The organism is Bradyrhizobium sp., from assembly GCF_035652035.1.
In the GTDB taxonomy this organism is placed as follows: Bacteria; Pseudomonadota; Alphaproteobacteria; order Rhizobiales; family Xanthobacteraceae; genus Bradyrhizobium.
The window spans coordinates 156,932-174,285 of sequence record NZ_DASREO010000072.1 but is presented as its reverse complement, the minus strand read 5'-3'; the positions used below and the strand labels follow the sequence as shown (position 1 = coordinate 174,285).

Genomic DNA, 17,354 nt, shown 5'->3' with positions numbered 1-17,354 from the left:
GCTCACCTCTTGCGCACAGCGCTGCCGGCCTTGTTCCGGTCTATCCTGATCCGGCCGGCGCGAACTCTCGCCGTGGTTCACCCGCTCGTTTAAATTACCATTATGCGCCCAAAAGCCGTTTCCACCAATCCACCCAATGTCTCAGACGACCCCGCCAGACGTCATTACGCACTCGGCGGCGAAAAGTTGACCGCGCCAAGGGCCGCGGCGGGCCTTTATCTGGTGGCGACGCCCATTGGCAATCTCGGCGATATTACGCTCCGCGCGCTCGAAACGCTCGCCGGCGTCGACATGATCGCGTGCGAGGACACAAGGATCACCCGCCGCCTCACCGAGCGCTATGCCATGTCGGCGCAGCTCACGCCGTATCACGAGCACAACGCCGCAATCGCGCGGCCGAAGATTCTCGCGCAGCTGGCGCAGGGCGCATCGGTTGCGCTCGTCTCCGACGCCGGAACGCCGCTGATCTCCGACCCCGGCTTCAAGCTGGTGCGCGAGGTGTGCGCGGCCGGACATCGCGTGACTGCCCTGCCCGGCCCGTCATCGGTGCTGGCGGCGCTCTCGCTGGCGGCGCTGCCGACCGATCGCTTCTTCTTCGAAGGTTTTCTGCCGCCCAAGGCGACCGCACGACGCGCGCGTCTCGCGGAGCTCGCGCGGCTCGATGCCACGCTGGTGCTGTTTGAATCCGGCAGCCGCGTGCAGGAAACACTCGCGGACCTTGCCGCCGTCATGGGCACGCGAAGCGCGGCGATCTGCCGCGAACTGACCAAGCTGCACGAAGAGATCAGCCGCGGCACGCTTCTCGAACTCGCGGAAGGTGCCGCGACGCTGGAGACCCGCGGCGAATTCGTACTGGTGATCGGACCGCAGGCCGAAGGCACAGAGGTCATGACGAGTGAAGCGATCGACGATCTCCTGCGCGATCGATTGGCGCGCGACAGCGTCAAGGATGCGGTCGCGCATGCGGTGGAGGTTTCCGGGCGGCCGCGGCGCGAGATCTATGCCCGCGCGCTCGAACTCGCCAAGGAAAACGAAGAGCAAAGCGAAAAGCATGGCGGGTCCTGACGAAGGCGAACCCAATCCGGTTTCACTGGCTCGCGCGCGAGCGTTCCGCACCGGCCTCTCCGCAGAGTCGCGCGCGGCGGCCTTTCTGATCGCCAAGGGCTATCGCATCCTCGCCAAGCGTTTTCGTACGCCGCACGGCGAGATCGATCTGGTGGCGCGGCGGCGCAATCTGGTCGCCTTTGTCGAGGTCAAGGCGCGCGAGACCCTCGATGCAGCGGCCTATGCGGTGACGCCGCGCCAGCAGGCGCGCATCATCGCTGCCGCGCAAATCTGGCTGATGGCGCATGGTGAATATGACGGATATGATCTGCGCTTCGACGCCATGCTGGTTGCGCCGCGCCGTCTGCCACGCCATGTCATGGCGGCCTTCGATGCGAGCCCTTAAGTAATCTTCGAATGAACGCTGTGATACAGATTGGCCACATGGTTCTCCCGGCGATGCAAAGCATCGTCCGGAACGGCGCTTTGCTTGATCTGCGCCGTTCGCTAACGTCCTCGCTATGGCTCGGCCTGCTCGGGCGCGCCGCGCCTCCTCACCATGAGGGTCTTAGACCTCATCCTGAGGAGCGCGCAGCCGCGCGCGTCTCGAAGGATGAAGCCCGCGAAATCAACCGAACCTCAGACTTTCAGAGACCCCGCCCATGAAATTGAACGTCGCCGTCCAGATGGACCCGATCGCGCGCATCAACGTCCGCGGCGATTCCACCTTCGCGCTGCTGCTCGAAGCGCAAAAACGCGGACATGGGCTGTCCTACTACACGCCCGACAAGCTCTCGCAGAAAGGCGCTGACATCGTCGCGCCGGTACAGCCGCTGACGGTGCGCGACGAGGTCGACGACCACTTCACGCTTGGCGAGCCAAAGCGCGAATCCTTGTCCGCTTTCGACGTCATCCTGCTGCGGCAGGATCCGCCGTTCGATCTCGCCTACATCACCTCGACCCATCTGCTGGAGCGGCTGCAACCGAAGACCCTTGTCGTCAATGACCCCGCCGCCGTACGCAACGCGCCGGAAAAACTGTTCGTGATGGAGTTTCCGCAGCTGATGCCGCCGACTTTGATCTCGCGCGACCTGGACGAGATCAACGCGTTTCGCGACCAATTCGGCGCGGTGGTGATGAAGCCGTTGCACGGCCATGGCGGCGCGGCGGTGTTTCGCATCATGCCGCAGGACATGAACTTCGGCTCACTGTTCGACATGTTCTCGGTCACGTTCAGGGAGCAATGGGTGATCCAGCAGTTCCTGCCGAACGTGAAGCACGGCGACAAGCGCATCATCCTGGTCGACGGCGAATTCGCCGGCGCCGTCAACCGCGTGCCGGCGGCGGACGACTTGCGCTCCAACATGGTGCGCGGCGGGGCCGCGGCGGCGACCGAACTCACCGACCGCGAGCGCGAGATCTGCACAACGCTCGGACCTGCCCTGCGCAAGCGCGGGCTCCTGTTCGTCGGCATCGACGTGATCGACGACAAACTCACCGAGATCAACGTCACCTCGCCGACCGGCATTCGCGCGATTTCACGTTTGGGCGGACCGGACATCGCGGCGAAGATCTGGGACGTGATCGAGAGCAAGCGCAGCTGAGAAACTCGACGTCATGGCCGGGCTCGTCCCGGCCATCCACGTCTTTCTTTCCATGCCAACGCTAAGCGAAGACGTGGATGGCCGGCACAAGGCCGGGCATGACGAGCTAACCAATTAACTCCGCGTCGCCCCCCGCTTCGCCGTTCACGCCCTCCAAATGTCGTAAAGCGGTCGCAACCTCTGATGTACCTTCGGACAGTTCCTGGCCGGAGCAACAACCATTATTCAAAAAACAGCGGAGGAAGACGCATGACATTGGATGTTTCGCGAAGGTCCCTGTTTGCGCTCGGTGCCGGTCTTGGTGCCTCAGCCGTGCTGGGCGACGTGGCGCACGCGAAGGCGCCGAAACTCGGACCGGCGCCGCAACACTTCTATCGTTTCAACGTCGGCGACGCCGAGGTGACGGTCGTCTCCGATGGATTGCTCGACCTCGGCAATCCCAAGGGCACGTTCACCGGCGTATCCGACGATGAAATGAGCAAGATGCTCACCGACAACTTCCTCGATCCAGCCGATGTCGTGCTGCAGCAGAATTCTCCGATCGTGAATACCGGCGACAAGCTGATCCTGTTCGACACCGGCATGGGCACGTCGACAATGTTCGGCGACGCCACCGGCAAGCAGCAGAAGAGCATGAAGGAAGCCGGCATCAAGGCGGAAGACATCGACGCCGTGGTGTTCTCGCATGGCCATATCGACCACATCGGCGGCGTGGTGGGCCAGGACGGCAAGAACCTGTTCCCGAACGCGCAGTTCTACATCGCCGAGAGCGACTTCAACTACTGGACCGATTACGACAAGGCCGGCCCGAAGCTGAAGGATTTCGTCGACCACGCCAAGAAGAACTTGATGCCGGTGCGCGACCGTCTGGTGTTCTACAAGGACGACCAGGAATTCCTGCCTGGCGTTCACGCGCTTCACGCGCCCGGCCACACCGTCGGCCACACCATCTTCATGATTTCCTCTGGCGGCAAGCAGTTCTGCTACACCGCCGACCTCACCCACCATCCGATCCTGTTGATGGAAAAGCCGCTGATGGAGTTTTCCTTCGACACCGATCCGAAACAGGCGGCGCAAAGCCGCGTGAAGATGCTGGACATGCTGGCGACGAACAAGATTCCGATCCTGGCCTATCACTACGCCTGGCCGGGCGTCGGCCATGTCGCCAAGAATGCCTCCGGGGGCTTCCACTACTACCCCGAGGGGATGCAGCTATAGCTGTGAGTCGATCCGGCCCCTTCTCCCCGCTTGCGGGGAGAAGGTTGGGATGAGGGGGAGTCGACGCGCATCCGGTCTATCGGAGAATCCCCCTCACCCGATTTGCTTCGCAAATCGACCTCTCCCCGCAAGCGGGGCGAGGTGAAGAAGCCCCGCTCGTCACACCTTCCCCGCCAGCCGCTCCGCCAATTCCGCATCAAGCTCCGGCAGCAGCACGATGCCGTCCTGGTCGCTGCCGGACGAATGCACCACGATCCACGTGCAGGGCTTGCCGCTTTCGTTGCGCGGCGCGTGCGGAATGTTGGCGTCGCAGAAACATTGCTCGCCCTGCGCGACAAGAACACGCTTTTCCAGGTGGTCGCCGTAATAGACCGCGCATTCGCCCTCGAGCATGTACGCGATCGTCTCGATATCCAGGTGGAAGTGCGCCTTGGCCACCGCGCCCGGCGGCATCGGCATCACGTTCATGCAGATCTTTTGCGCGCCGACCGTCTCTTTCGACGCGCCCGCGCCGTAAACGATGCCCTGCTTGCCGAGATAGGTCTGGCCGGGCTTGATCAGCGCAAAGCCATCCGCTGGGCGTGTCGTCATGCCGTTCTCCTCTGTCGTTTCGCCGGCTCGGCCGGTCGTGCCGTTGACTTCATCAGCGCTTTCACGAAGGTTACGCCTTTCATCGGCGGCCTTCCCTTCGGAGATTTTACGATGCGCATCGTTGCAATGCTATCGATCGGTTTTGCGCTTGTTTTGCTGTCGGTGCCCCTTCACGCGGGCGAGGTCAAGGTTGGGGTCGTTGCGGTGCAGCTCTCGCCGCCGTCGGGCTATTGCGAGATGGACAAGTCGTACGACTACGACAAGACGCTGGAGGCGAACACGGCCAAGCTTGCCGAAGGCGCCGGCAACAGCTTTTTTGGCCTTTTCCTCGACTGCGACGGTTTGAAGAGGGCGCGGCCGACAAAGGAATTCATTTCCACGAAAATCATCATTCAGGGCACCAAGCTCGGCGTTGCCGAAGTGAAGAATATTCAAGCCACCTGCGACGAGCTGAAAACGCTCAAGGTTGCCGATCAGCAGAAGGGCATGCAGGACAACGTCAAAAAGAATTCCGGTGGCAATACCCTCGGCGACCAGTCGGGCCTGGGAGTGCTCGACGAAGTCAAGGATGAGGTCTGCTATTACGGGCTCATCCAGAACATCGTCGCCAGCGGAAAGAATGTCCGGCTGCTGACGATCTTTGCGTCCGCCCTGCGCAAGCATAGCATCTTTTTCATCTACGACGTTCAGCCGCTGGATTCGACGTCCGTCGCCGCGACGCTTGCCCACCTGAAATCCGTGTACGCCGATTTTGCAAAGGCGAATCCGGATTAAGGGCGGGGGGCGTCGTCACCTCCGCCTGCGGCATCGCGGCGACATCAGCGACAAGCCATCGACGCAAGTGCGTCCCATTCTCGTCACAGAGCTGGAAGACTCATGACGAGGTCAATGGAGGCGGTGATCAGGCTTGTCGCCATCCGAAGTGCGCACAAGCGAGGGATATCAAATGAAGAGAACGACGATCGGCCTGGCCTTTGCCCTGGCACTGCTGTCATCAGCCGCGACCGCCCAGGAACGCGCGGGCGACGCCGCGCTCGGCGCGGTCTCGGGCGCCGTCGTGCTTGGGCCGGTCGGCGCGGTGGCCGGTGCCTTTGTCGGTTATGCGGCCGGACCGTCGATTGCGAGCTCCTGGGGATTGCGGCGATCAAGCCATCACAGACACGCGCGCAGGCCGGCGGCGGAGCCCGCCGCGAATGCAGGCAGCAACGCGCCTGCTCCGCGAAACCATGCCGAGGTTGCCACGGTGGCATCGCCTCCTCCGTCACCGCAGGCTGCGCCATCGCCACCACCTGCGCCAAAGGCTGCGGCCATGCCGCCGGTGCAGCCGCTGGAATAAGCGCGTTCGCGGACTTGAAGCTACGACGCGGCGGGGTGTTCTTTTAAAGTGATCCGCGATCGATCATGCGCGTTGCCATTTCGTGCGCGGCACCATCGGCATCATGGTCATGATCTTCTGCGCGCCGACCGTCTCGGCGGACGCGCCTGCGCTATTCACGATGCCCTGCTTGCCGAGATAGGTCTGTCCCGGCTTGATGAGCGCGAAGCCGTCGGGCGGGCGAGTGGTGATGCTGGTCTCCGCATTCCTCGAACCACGAACGTTTGATCAACGTCTAGAGGTGAATGTACATTTGAATGGGAAGATTTCCGAGATGCTTTTGCATCAGAGGTCCAACGTCATCCCAAGATAAGCCGCCGTTTCCGCAACCAAGTTGGGGGAACGAAATCTCGACGATGCCAAGATCTTGATAATTGCGAACGAATTCCTCGAGCCCGGCTTCGATCCATTCAAGCTTCGACGGGTTGCGCCAATGTTGTTTGGTTGCAAAGTTCAATATCAGCGAAGCTGCGCCACGCCAGAGCCAAAGCTTGCCCGGCGTCAATAGCTTCTTTTCGCAGAGTCGTTTGTAAGCGACGAACATCTCCGGTTCGCGTTCTTTGAACTCCTTCGCGAGACCTTTCCCCATGACGCCGACGCAATTGACTGTGTTCACCAAGGTCTGCGCGGTGGAGTCCAGCAGGCTGGTTCGTCGGTAAATCAGCATAGGCAGGTGTAATCGCTTTCTGCATCTCGCCCGCCTACCTTCTCGTAAGCGATCCCAAATGTGCCGCAAGTTCTGTTCACCTAATGTTCTTGCACATTTCGCTCCCTTCCGCTACCCTGTTTCCCGGAGGGGCTGATGGTCCAGCGGATTTCAACCGTCGCGTTTGAGGGGATCGAGGCGCGCGCCGTCGACGTGCAGGTGCAGGTCGCGCCGGGTTTGCCGGCCTTTGCCATCGTTGGGCTACCCGACAAAGCCGTCTCCGAGGCGCGGGAAAGAGTCCGCTCCGCGCTGATCGCCTCCGGTCTCGCGCTTCCCGCGCGCCGCATCACCGTCAACCTCGCTCCCGCCGACCTGCCGAAGGAAGGCAGCCATTATGATCTCCCCATTGCGCTCGGGCTGATGGCCGCGATCGGCGCGATCCCGCCGGATGCGCTTTCCGGTTTCACCGTGCTCGGCGAACTCGGCCTCGACGGCTCGATTGCGCCGGTCGCGGGCGTGCTGCCGGCCGCGATCGGCGCGAATTCGCGCGAGGAAGGCTTGATCTGTCCCGCCGCCTGCGGCGCCGAAGCGGCCTGGGCGAGCCCGGACATCCAGATCGTCGCAGCGAATTCGCTGATTCAGCTCGCCAATCATTTCCGCGGGCAACAGGTGTTGTCGCGCCCCACGCCCAAGGTGCACGAAATAAGCCCAAGCGCGCTCGACCTGCGCGACATCAAGGGCCAGGAAAGCGCCAAGCGCGCGCTCGAAATCGCAGCCGCCGGCGGGCATCACCTCCTGATGATGGGCTCGCCCGGCGCGGGCAAGTCGATGCTGGCCGCGCGCCTGCCCTCGATCCTGCCGCCGCTGTCGCCGTCCGAACTGCTGGAAGTGTCGATGATTGCGTCGGTCGCCGGCGAAATCCGCGACGGCGCGTTGACCGCGCAGCGCCCGTTCCGCAGTCCCCATCATTCGGCAAGCATGGCGGCGCTCACTGGTGGAGGTTTGCGCGCAAAACCCGGCGAGATTTCGCTCAGCCATCACGGCGTATTGTTTCTCGACGAGCTGCCGGAGTTCGATCCGCGCGTGCTCGATTCTTTGCGCCAGCCGCTCGAGAACGGTGTGGTCGCCGTCTCCCGCGCCAATCACCGCGTCACCTATCCGGCGCGCTTCATGCTGGTCGCCGCCATGAATCCCTGCCGCTGCGGCCATGCCTTCGAGCCCGGTTTTTCCTGCAAGCGCAACCGCATCGAGCGCTGCACATCAGATTATCAGGCGCGCATCTCCGGTCCGTTGATGGACCGCATCGATCTGCGCATTGAGGTGCCGGCGGTTTCCGCCGCCGATCTCATTTTGCCACCGCCGGCGGAAGGTTCAGCCGAAGTCGCGGCACGCGTCGCCGCCGCGCGCGACGTTCAGAACGCGCGTTATGCCGCGCTTGGACTATCGAACATCCGCACCAATGCCGAAGCGCCGGCCGCCGTGCTTGAAACCATCGCAGCGACGGACGCAGCAGGGACGAAACTGCTGCGCGAGGCATCGGAGTCCATGCGGCTCTCGGCACGAGCCTATCATCGCGTGCTGCGCGTGGCACGCACGCTCGCCGATCTCGACGGCGCGGAGGCGATCACGCGGTTGCATCTCGCCGAGGCGCTGTCGTATCGCGCGCTCGCGGATGATCTGCAACGGGCGGCTTGATTCACTCTCCACCGTCACAGCTCTAGCTCGCCGTCCGGATCAGATCGATGAAGCGCCTCCATGCGATCCTGGGCACGAGGCGGCGCTGATCGGCGGGAATGGATTGGTCCATCATCGTCCCGGCGAGACCTCGCACCTCCTTGCTGGCCTTCGTGGTGTGACCGGCCTCGAACGGCGGATGCGGGTCGTACTCGATCACGAGCTGGATCGCCTCTGCGCGCTCGCGCCCCGCGATCTCGCCCGCGAGCCACAGCGCCATATCGATGCCCGACGATACGCCCGCCGCCGTGACGATCTTTCCCGAGCGAACCACCCGTTCGTCGGGCCTGGGCCTGGCGCCCATGATCCGCAGGACACCCATCTTGTACCAGTGCGTCGTCGCGGGCCGGCCTTTCAGGATACCCGCTGCTCCCAGGATCAACGCGCCGGTGCAGACGGAAGCGGTCCACGTCGTCCTCTCGTGCACCTTGCGCAACCAGTCGAGGACCTCGTCATCCACCATCTGGCCCGGCGTCGTCGAGCCGCCTGGCACCACCACCACGTCGGGCGAGGGAGTTTCAGCCACCGAATGCGTGGCCCCGAGCAGCAGCGCTCCGCCTTCGACGACGACCGGCCCCACCTCCTTGGCCACAAAGCGCACGTCCGCGCCTGGAATGCGCGACAGGACCTCCCACGGCCCGACCGCATCGAGGGCCGTCACGCCCTGATAAAGCAGGATCGCGATCTGAAGAGGGTTTTCCTTTTGATCCATGCCGGTGGCTCCTTGCCGTCTGTTGACGTGGCCTGGCCCTCAGCCCTTCTGCGAATAGTGACGGAGCCGACCACGCGCAATGGCACGAAAGTCGAGCGCCTCAATGGAACCTCGATCCCGCAGCTGAACCCATCACGCGGCGGTACCTCATCGAAGCGATGTCGTGTCGCGCACCCGCGGATGATCTGCAAAGCGGCGTGATCGTCTCTCCATCGTCATTCCGTAAGCCGCGCAGCGGCTATCCGGAATCCATTTCTCCTAGTATTCATGCGGCCTGATGGATTCCGGGTTCTCGCTTCGCGAGCCCCGGAATGACGAAACAATTCGGTCTGGAAGCCAATATATGACCCCACCCCTCCGCATTCTCGGCCGCGCCTCCTCGATCAACGTCCGCAAGGTTCTCTGGACCTGCCGCGAGATCGGCATCGACTACAGCCGCGAGGATTTCGGCGCCGGTTTTGCGCCGACCAACACGCCCGAATTCCTCGCGATGAATCCGAATGGCATGGTGCCCGTCATAGAGGATGAAGCCGGCGTGCTTTGGGAATCCAACACCATCTGCCGCTATCTCGCCGGCAAGCATGGCCGCACCGATCTGCTGCCGGCAGGTCCGCGCGAGCGCGCCGGCGTCGAGCAATGGATGGATTGGGGCGCAACCGACCTCAACACGTCCTGGCGTTATGCCTTTGTCGGGTTGATCTGGCGCGATCCGGCGTTTCAGGATGCTCAGCAGATCGCCGCCAGCATTGCCAAGTGGAATGCGATGATGGGCATTCTGGAGCAACGCCTCGCTGCAACGGGCGCGTTCGTCGCGGGCGAGACCTTCACGCTCGCCGATGTGGTGCTGGGACTGTCGGTCAATCGCTGGCTGATGACGCCGATCGAACGGCCGGACTATCCGGCCGTCGCGGCCTACTACGAGCGCCTCAAAGCACGGCCGGGATTCCGCGAACACGGATGTAATGGATTGCCGTGAACTAACTGTCGTCATTCCGGGATGGTCCGAAGGACCAGACCCGGAATCTCGAGATTCCGGGTTCGCGCTGACGCGCGCCCCGGAATGACGAAAAAACTTGACACCTCTTCGCTACCTCAACTGATTTGCCCGTCGTGCCAATCTGTCGCAGCACGCCTGCTTGTGACGACGGGCAAATCACGGGCACATCTTTGCGCGTCTTCCGCCCGGTAAAGAGGGGCGTTTCGCGATCGTCACTAAACGTGGGGCGGAAGATGCGGTGGACGCGTTGACGCACGAGACGAGTGCGCGCGGCGCGGACGGCGAAGTCGTGGCGTCCTGATATCTCGACGCTGGTATCAACCTGGTGACGCTGCTTGCGCGGCGCACCGGGGATGGTGGCAAGAAAGCCCGATCACCAGGGAGACCACGAAGGAAACCGTTAAAACCATTGCGCGGGGAATGCCGGAACGTTATCGGCGAACTCGCGGTGACTAACTCGTACGCTTTTTTCTTTTGCGTGCGAGGCTGCGGGCGAGCCAAACGCCCGGCATTCCCTGCGCCCTCTGATTTCGGGGGCATGTTTGCAATAACCCGGAGGCGATTTGCCGCGCGGGAATATTTCCTTGCGTCATTGCGAGGAGCCCTGCGACAAAATTGCGGAGCAATTTTGCGCTGGAGCGACGACCCGTCTTCGCTCGGCAGGCGAGCTTCGCCGGGTAGGAGACCGCCGAAGCGCATCAGCGCGAAGGCGGAAGCAATCCAGCTCTTCTGGATCGCTTCGCTAACGCTCGCGATGACGGTGTGGGCTGTTTGACATGTGAATCGATGTGACCGCGGGAACCGCGCGCGACAGCCACCGCCGTCAACCCGGCGGTAACCTGTTTTATTTACGCTTCACGAACCATGAATCCTCCGGCCATCGGGGGACACGGTGCGTAGGGGCGTATCCATGTTGCGTTTGAACGTGCGTTTGAAAGTCCTTGCCTCGGTTGTTCCCCTGGCTCTCGTCGCGCTGCTCGTGCGCGGCAATCTGTTATCCAGCGCGCACCCCTGCATCGCGATCGCCAATACCTCGGTCGAAATCGCCGAGCTGCCCTGGCACGCCGACCTCCATGTCGCCTTCACGGACGATCCCGCGGCCGCGACGGTGCGGGTGCAGATCACCGAAGACGCGCAGACGGCCGACTTCGCGATCGTCGACGACAACAATGCCGCAGACGCCAGCGCCTGCGAGCTCAACCCCGCTACACGCGCGGTGTCGATTTCGGACATGGTGGAGCGCGGCACGCCCGTCATCTATCTGACGCATGACGGCCCCGCCGACTATCGGATCTTCGTCCGCTCGAACAATTTCAGCCAGCGCGATGCCGCCGCGCTGGTCGTCGGTGCCGGCATTTCGGGCCGACCGCAGGAAGCCGCTTCGCTCTGACCGCGCCAGGGAGCCCGCGGAGCGCGCGTAACTCGTCATCAACCATGTTCGTAACGCACGGGCGGAACCCGCGCGCCTTCAAGCACTTCGCAAGGTGGTGGGCGGCATCTTCGTGAACCAACAAGACGTTGCATAATCTTCAGGTGATCGGCGATGGGGCGGATGATCCGGATCAAATTGCACCTGCGCCGCTTCTCGCGACGTCATCCGCGCATTGCATTTTCCATTCGTTCGTTTGCGATCTTCTCCGCCACCTTCGGCGGCGCCTACGGCTTCATCGCCGGCAGCCGGTCACAAAATTCGGGCTACGATCCCAACAATTTCGCGATCGGCGCCAGTTTCCTGTTTGCGCTGGCCTGCCTTGCGCTGGTGACGCTGAGCATGCGCTTGCGCTTTTTGCGCAAGAAGATGCGCAAGATCGCGCTGCATAACGAAGCGATGGCCGATCGCAATTGGGAATTGCAGGAAGCCGCCGATCGCGCGCGCAGCCTGTTCGAGCAGCAAGGCGATCTGATCGTGCTGCGCGACGCCGACGACAGCATCACCTTTGTCAACGACGCCTATTGCGAGCTGGCCCGAAAACAGCGCGCCGCGCTGATCGGCAGCCGCTTTCAGTTTAGCGTGCTCGAGCAGGGCGAAAGCGCCATCGAATCGAACGGCACGCGAATTCATGACCAGCGAATCGAAACCGAACTCGGTCCGCGCTGGATCGCATGGCGCGAAGCGCTGGTTCGCTTCGATGCCGGGGCGCCCGCCGAATTGCAATGCGTCGGGCGCGACGTCACCGACCGCACCGAAACCGAGCGTGCGCTGGCCGAGGCACGCGACCAGGCCGACGCCGCCAACCGCGCCAAGTCGCGCTTCCTCGCGATGGCGAGCCACGAGATACGCACGCCGCTCAATGGCATCATCGGCATGAGCAGCCTGTTGCTCGACACCGCGCTGACACCCGAGCAGATGACCTACGCCAAGGCGGTGAAGACGTCGGGCGATGCGCTGCTCGCGCTGATCGAGGAATTGCTCGACTACTCCAAGATCGAGGCCGGCAAGATCGACCTGGAATCGCGGCCCTTCGCGCTGCAAAGCCTGATCGAAGACATCACCGAGCTGCTGGCGCCGCGCGCGCAGGCGCGCAAGCTTGAAATCGCCGCTTACGTCGACGACAGCCTGCCGACCGAGGTGATCGGCGATGCCGCGCGCTTGCGGCAGGTGCTGCTCAACCTCGCCGGCAATGCCATCAAGTTCACGACGACGGGCGGCGTGGCGCTGATCGTCGAGCCCGGCATCTGGCCGGATGAGATCTCCTTCATCGTGCGCGACACCGGCATCGGCATCGCGCCGGAAGCGCAGGTGCGCATCTTCCGCGAATTCGAACAGGCCGACGACAAGATTGCCCGCAGCTATGGCGGCACTGGATTGGGCCTCTCCATTTCCGAGCGCATCGTCAAGCGCATGGGCGGCCGCATCACGCTTCAGAGCGAGCCCGGCAAGGGGTCGACCTTCGAGGTCAGCATTCGGCTGGCGGCCAGCCAACATGCGCCGCAGCCATTCCCCACGCCCGACCTTGCCGGACGGTCGGTGATGCTGGTGGCGCCGCAGAGCATCGAGGCCTCGCTGATCGCGCGGCGGCTGGAGCGCTGGGGCGGCCAGACCTGCGTCGTTTCCGATCCCGACGTGGCGCAGGCATTGCTGCCCGAGCGAAGCTGGCACGCCGTTCTGCTCGATCACGGCCTCGGCATCGGCAAAGTCGAGGCGCTGGCAACAGCAGCTCGGTCCTACGTGTCCCAGCGCATCGTCATGTTCACGCCGGCATCGCGGCAGGAACTGCAATTCTCGGCCGCATCGAGCTTGACCGGCTATCTGGTCAAGCCCTTACGCGCGGCCTCGCTCGCGGCCCGCCTCGCCGGCCCGCCGGAAATTTCCGCACCTCACCTCGTCGACGACGCGCTGACCGGACAGACCGAGACGGCGGCACCGGCCATCACGCCACGGGGCCTGTCGGTGCTGGTGGCGGAGGACAACGAGATCAATGCGCTGCTGATGCGCTCGCTGCTGACCCGGCTCGGACATCAGGCGGTCATCACCACCAATGGCGAGGAGGCGCTGGAATCCTGGCTTGCGGCGAAATCCGCTGGCACGCCTTACGACCTGGTGCTGATGGATATCCAGATGCCGGGCCTCGATGGCATCGAGACCACCAAACGCATCCGCAGCCATGAAGCCGCGCAAGGTCACAAGCGAACGCCGATCCTGGCGCTGACTGCAAATACGCTGGTTGAGGATCGCTATGCCTGTTTCGAGGCGGGCATGGACGGCTTCCTGGTCAAGCCGCTCGACCGCGACAAGCTCGCGGAAGCCCTCGCCGGACTTGGCGCGACGCCACATCCGGTTACTTAAGGCGCGACATCGGACCAGTGCCGTCATTGCGAGCGTGAGCGAAGCAATCCAGAACTCTTGCCCGAGGCGGACTGGATTGCTTCGTCGCTTCAGCGCAAAATTGCTTTGCAATTTTGTCGCGAGCTCCTCGCAATGACGACGCCCGGCGCAAAGCACGGTTGCTTCTACCAGTCTTGACAGCGGCGGCCGATTCCATCGAGCATCACCGCCAACAAAAAAGGCATGGGAGGCATTCGATGCGCGCCAAGGTTTTGCAGGTTTCTTCTTTGTTGGCGTCAGCGTTGCTGGCCAGCATTTCTTTTTTGCCTCGGGCAAACGCCGAAGAACCCAAGTTCGACACCTCTGACACCATGATTCCGTCGGGCGATCCCGGCATCGAGCTGTTCGTGCGCAACAAGCATCTCGCCGGCCGCGAGAGCTCGCCGGACAAGATCTTGCTGTTCGTGCATGGCGCGACCTATCCGGCCGAGACGGCGTTCGACCTGCCGATCGAAGGCGTGTCGATGATGGATTTGATCGCAAGCCGTGGTTACGACGTCTACCTTGTCGACGTCCGCGGCTACGGCCATTCGACCCGGCCTGCTGAGATGAGCCAGCCGCCGGAGGCCAACAAGCCGATCGTGTCGACGAAGGTTGCCGCCCACGATCTTGGCGCGGCGGTCGACTACATCCTGAACAAGCGCAAGGTAGCGAAGATCAATGTCATGGGCTGGTCATGGGGCACATCGATCGCCGGCTCCTACACGTCAGAACACAATGACAAGGTCGAGAAGCTTGTACTGTACGCGCCGCAATGGATTCGCAACGAACCGGCCGCGCCACCCACAACGCCGCTCGGCGCCTACCGGCTGGTGTCGAAGGATTCCGCGAAAGCGCGCTGGCTGAAGGGCGTCGCCGAAGACAAGCAGGCCGGCTTGATCCCGCCCGGCGTGTTCGAGGCCTGGGCGTCCGCGACGTGGGCGACCGATCCCGAGGCGTCTAAACACAATCCGCCGATGCTGCGCGCGCCGAACGGCGTGATGGAGGACAGTGCGAACACCTACGGCGCCGGCAAGGCGCTCTACGACCCCGGCAAGATCACGGTGCCGACGCTGCTATTGCACGCCGAATGGGATGCGGATCTGCCGAGCTATCAGGCGCAGGGCTATTTCGCGCAGCTCACGCATACGCCCTACAAGCGGCTGATCGAGCTTTCCGAGGGGACGCATACGGTGATGATGGAAAAGAACCGCATGCAGTTCTTCCACGAGCTGATGGGTTTCCTCGACGAGGAACGGCCGCTGGCGCTGAAGTGACACGCATGATCCGGACCGGTACGGCCGCGTTAGCGCAAAGTGGGAACCGGTTTTCCCTCGCGACAAACGCGCAGGCGTTTGCGCGGAGATCATGCTTCAAAGAAGATTATGTCAGAGCCGGCGCAGCGCCACGGTCTCGACCACGTGGTCGGCGCCCTTCTTGAGGATCAGCGTCGCGCGCGGGCGTGTCGGCAGGATGTTGTCTTCGAGATTGGCGAGGTTGGTGCGTTCCCAGATCGCAATCGCGGTCGCCGTGGCTTCGTCGTCGGACAATAGCGCGTAGCGGTGGAAATAAGACTTGGGATCGTGGAAGGCGGTATCGCGCAGGGTCAGGAAGCGACGGATGTACCAGTCGCGCAGCACCGGCTCTTCCGCATCGATATAAATGGAGAAATCGAAGAAGTCGGAGACGACAGGCACGGCCTTGCCGTCGCGCGGCAGCCGTCCGGTCTGCAACACATTGACGCCTTCGACGATCAGGATGTCGGGCTGGCCGACCTCTTGCCATTGGTTTGGAACGATGTCCCAGCTCAAATGCGAATAGACCGGCGCGCGTACCCCTCTGCGTCCGGCCTTGATGTCGCTGAGGAACGACAACAACAAGGCCTGGTCGTAGCTCGCCGGGAAACCCTTCTTCTGTATCAAACCCAACCGTTCGAGCACCGCGTTCGGATAAAGGAAGCCATCGGTTGTCACGAGATCAACCTTGGGCCGCGGCGACCATCGAGCCAGCAGAGCCTGAAGCACGCGTGCCGTGGTCGACTTGCCGCCGGCAACCGAGCCGGCAATGCCGATGATGTACGGCACCTTGCGGTCGCGGATGCCAAGAAACTGGCGCTGTGCCTGAAACAGGCGAGTCGTGGCGTCGACATAGATCGACAACAGGCGCGACAGCGGAAGGTAAATGTCTTCGACTTCCTTGAGGTCGAGGCGATCGTGCAGCGAGCGCAAGCGTTCGAACTCGCCCGGCTCCAGCGTCATCGGGGTGTCGTCGCGAAGGCGCGCCCACTGCTCCCGGGTAAAGATCCGATAAGGGTTATATTGCTGATCCGGTGCCCTGATATCCATGACGCCTATTATCCAGCTCTAGTCACGCTTGCGCGCGGCCTTCTCTTCAAGCCCCGACATGCCGGTGCGGCCTTCCAACGCCGCCTCGACTTCCTCAAGCCGAACGCCACGCGACTTCAGCAGCACCAGCAGATGAAACAACGCGTCCGCGCTTTCCGCGATCAGATGGTCGCGGTTGGTGCCGACAGCGGCGATCAGGGTTTCCACCGCCTCCTCGCCGAACTTCTTGGCGCAATGCTCCGGTCCCTTGTCCAGCAGCTTGCGAGTATACGAGGCCTCGCCACCCGACGCGGCGCGCGCGTCGATAATGCCGGCAAGATCGTGGAGCGAAAAACGCGACATCACTTCGAACTCGACTTCAAAATTACAGGCGCCCGCTGTCACGAGCGCCAACGATCCCGACATGTAGCACTTCTGTCACAAAGAGTCGTCAGGGATCGAGCCGCATGGCCAAGCCGGCGCGGGCCATGTGGTCCTTGGCCTGCCGAATGGTAAATTCGCCAAAATGGAAGATCGAGGCCGCCAGCACCGCGGTCGCGTGCCCCTCGCGGATGCCGTCGACCAGATGGTCGAGATTGCCGACCCCGCCGGAGGCGATCACCGGCACGCCAACGCTGTCGGCAATCGCCTGGGTCAGCGGAAGGTCGAAGCCCTGCTTGGTGCCGTCGCGGTCCATCGAGGTCAGGAGGATTTCGCCGGCGCCGAGCGACACGACTTCCTGCGCATATTCGATGGCGTCGATTCCAGTAGCGTTGCGCCCGCCATGGGTGAAGATCTCCCAGCGGTCTGAGCCGCCGGGGCGTTTCACCCGCTTGGCGTCGATGGCGACCACGATGCACTGGTCGCCAAATTTTTCGGCAGCTTCCTTGACGAATTCCCGCCGGCTGACGGCGGCGGAGTTGATCGAGACCTTGTCGGCCCCCGACCGCAACAGCGTGTTGATATCGTCGACTTTGCGCACGCCGCCGCCGACCGTGAGCGGCATGAAGCAGGCTTCCGCCGTGCGCCGCACCACGTCCAGCATGATGCCGCGGTTCTCGTGGGTCGCGGTGATGTCGAGAAAGCAAAGCTCGTCGGCACCGGCGGCGTCATAGGCGATTGCTGCCTCGACGGGGTCGCCAGCATCGCGCAGGTCGACGAAGTTGACGCCCTTGACTACGCGGCCGTCTTTCACGTCGAGACAGGGAATGACGCGGACCTTGAACATCGGAATCTCCTACGTCTTTTTCCTGCGCATGATCTCCGCGCAAACGCATTTTGCGTTTGTCGCGAGGGAAAACCGG

General features: G+C 62.9%; 17 protein-coding genes. 11 read left to right on the top strand and 6 right to left on the bottom strand.

What is annotated here, in order from left to right:
* Positions 1-102: 102 nt before the first annotated feature.
* From rsmI to VFB05_RS18800, 4 genes are all read left to right on the top strand, one after another.
* Positions 103-1,065 carry a 16S rRNA (cytidine(1402)-2'-O)-methyltransferase gene (gene rsmI / locus VFB05_RS18815; RefSeq protein ID WP_325014796.1) on the top strand — a complete coding sequence of 321 codons (963 nt, stop codon included), beginning with the start codon at positions 103-105 and terminating at the stop codon, positions 1,063-1,065.
* The gene (locus VFB05_RS18810; RefSeq protein ID WP_325014794.1) at positions 1,052-1,450 is read left to right on the top strand and encodes a YraN family protein; all 399 of its coding nucleotides are present in this window, start codon (positions 1,052-1,054) and stop codon (positions 1,448-1,450) included. Before rsmI ends, VFB05_RS18810 begins: the two co-directional genes overlap by 14 nt.
* 256 nt (positions 1,451-1,706) lie before the next feature.
* Positions 1,707-2,648 (top strand): glutathione synthase, encoded by a 942-nt coding sequence (gshB, locus tag VFB05_RS18805; RefSeq protein WP_325014792.1) that lies wholly within the window; start codon positions 1,707-1,709, stop codon positions 2,646-2,648.
* A 249-nt stretch (positions 2,649-2,897) separates the two neighbouring features.
* Positions 2,898-3,866 (top strand): MBL fold metallo-hydrolase, encoded by a 969-nt coding sequence (locus VFB05_RS18800; RefSeq protein WP_325014790.1) that lies wholly within the window; start codon positions 2,898-2,900, stop codon positions 3,864-3,866.
* A 159-nt stretch (positions 3,867-4,025) separates the two neighbouring features.
* Here the strand turns inward: VFB05_RS18800 and VFB05_RS18795 are convergent, their stop codons facing one another.
* A complete protein-coding gene (locus VFB05_RS18795; protein ID WP_325014788.1) occupies positions 4,026-4,457 on the bottom strand; it encodes a cupin domain-containing protein in 432 nt (143 codons plus the stop codon).
* Between the two features lie 111 nt (positions 4,458-4,568).
* Here VFB05_RS18795 and VFB05_RS18790 point away from each other — a divergent pair, with 111 nt between their 5' ends.
* Positions 4,569-5,231, top strand: a complete 663-nt coding sequence (locus VFB05_RS18790; protein WP_325014786.1) for a hypothetical protein — start codon at positions 4,569-4,571, stop codon at positions 5,229-5,231.
* A 172-nt stretch (positions 5,232-5,403) separates the two neighbouring features.
* Entirely contained in the window at positions 5,404-5,793 is a 390-nt protein-coding gene (locus VFB05_RS18785) for a DNA-directed RNA polymerase subunit N (protein ID WP_325014784.1), read from the top strand.
* Positions 5,794-6,067: 274 nt separating this feature from the next.
* Here the strand turns inward: VFB05_RS18785 and VFB05_RS18780 are convergent, their stop codons facing one another.
* Entirely contained in the window at positions 6,068-6,499 is a 432-nt protein-coding gene (locus VFB05_RS18780) for a macro domain-containing protein (RefSeq protein ID WP_325014782.1), read from the bottom strand.
* A gap of 135 nt (positions 6,500-6,634) precedes the next feature.
* Here VFB05_RS18780 and VFB05_RS18775 point away from each other — a divergent pair, with 135 nt between their 5' ends.
* On the top strand, positions 6,635-8,173 hold the full coding sequence (locus VFB05_RS18775; protein ID WP_325014780.1) for a YifB family Mg chelatase-like AAA ATPase: 1,539 nt from the start codon (positions 6,635-6,637) through the stop codon (positions 8,171-8,173).
* Positions 8,174-8,195: 22 nt separating this feature from the next.
* Here VFB05_RS18775 and VFB05_RS18770 read toward each other — a convergent pair whose 3' ends face one another.
* Positions 8,196-8,924 carry a DJ-1/PfpI family protein gene (locus tag VFB05_RS18770; RefSeq protein ID WP_325014778.1) on the bottom strand — a complete coding sequence of 243 codons (729 nt, stop codon included), beginning with the start codon at positions 8,922-8,924 and terminating at the stop codon, positions 8,196-8,198.
* Between the two features lie 343 nt (positions 8,925-9,267).
* On the opposite strand from VFB05_RS18770, the gene VFB05_RS18765 reads away from it, so the two are divergent.
* The 4 genes from VFB05_RS18765 to VFB05_RS18750 all read left to right on the top strand — a co-directional run bounded on the left by VFB05_RS18765 (position 9,268) and on the right by VFB05_RS18750 (position 15,003).
* Positions 9,268-9,900, top strand: a complete 633-nt coding sequence (locus VFB05_RS18765) for a glutathione S-transferase (protein WP_325014776.1) — start codon at positions 9,268-9,270, stop codon at positions 9,898-9,900.
* Between the two features lie 931 nt (positions 9,901-10,831).
* Entirely contained in the window at positions 10,832-11,311 is a 480-nt protein-coding gene (locus VFB05_RS18760; protein WP_325014774.1) for a hypothetical protein, read from the top strand.
* A 153-nt stretch (positions 11,312-11,464) separates the two neighbouring features.
* The gene (locus tag VFB05_RS18755) at positions 11,465-13,708 is read left to right on the top strand and encodes a response regulator (RefSeq protein WP_325014772.1); all 2,244 of its coding nucleotides are present in this window, start codon (positions 11,465-11,467) and stop codon (positions 13,706-13,708) included.
* 302 nt (positions 13,709-14,010) lie between these two features.
* Positions 14,011-15,003 carry an alpha/beta hydrolase gene (locus VFB05_RS18750; protein ID WP_325014769.1) on the top strand — a complete coding sequence of 331 codons (993 nt, stop codon included), beginning with the start codon at positions 14,011-14,013 and terminating at the stop codon, positions 15,001-15,003.
* A gap of 111 nt (positions 15,004-15,114) precedes the next feature.
* On the opposite strand, the gene coaA is transcribed toward VFB05_RS18750, so the two are convergent.
* The 3 genes from coaA to hisF form a co-directional block, all read right to left on the bottom strand.
* The gene (gene coaA / locus VFB05_RS18745; RefSeq protein ID WP_325014767.1) at positions 15,115-16,071 is read right to left on the bottom strand and encodes a type I pantothenate kinase; all 957 of its coding nucleotides are present in this window, start codon (positions 16,069-16,071) and stop codon (positions 15,115-15,117) included.
* An 18-nt stretch (positions 16,072-16,089) separates the two neighbouring features.
* The gene (locus VFB05_RS18740; protein WP_325014991.1) at positions 16,090-16,413 is read right to left on the bottom strand and encodes a phosphoribosyl-ATP diphosphatase; all 324 of its coding nucleotides are present in this window, start codon (positions 16,411-16,413) and stop codon (positions 16,090-16,092) included.
* Positions 16,414-16,501: 88 nt separating this feature from the next.
* The gene (hisF, locus tag VFB05_RS18735) at positions 16,502-17,278 is read right to left on the bottom strand and encodes an imidazole glycerol phosphate synthase subunit HisF (RefSeq protein WP_325014765.1); all 777 of its coding nucleotides are present in this window, start codon (positions 17,276-17,278) and stop codon (positions 16,502-16,504) included.
* Between the last annotated feature and the right edge of the window lie 76 nt (positions 17,279-17,354).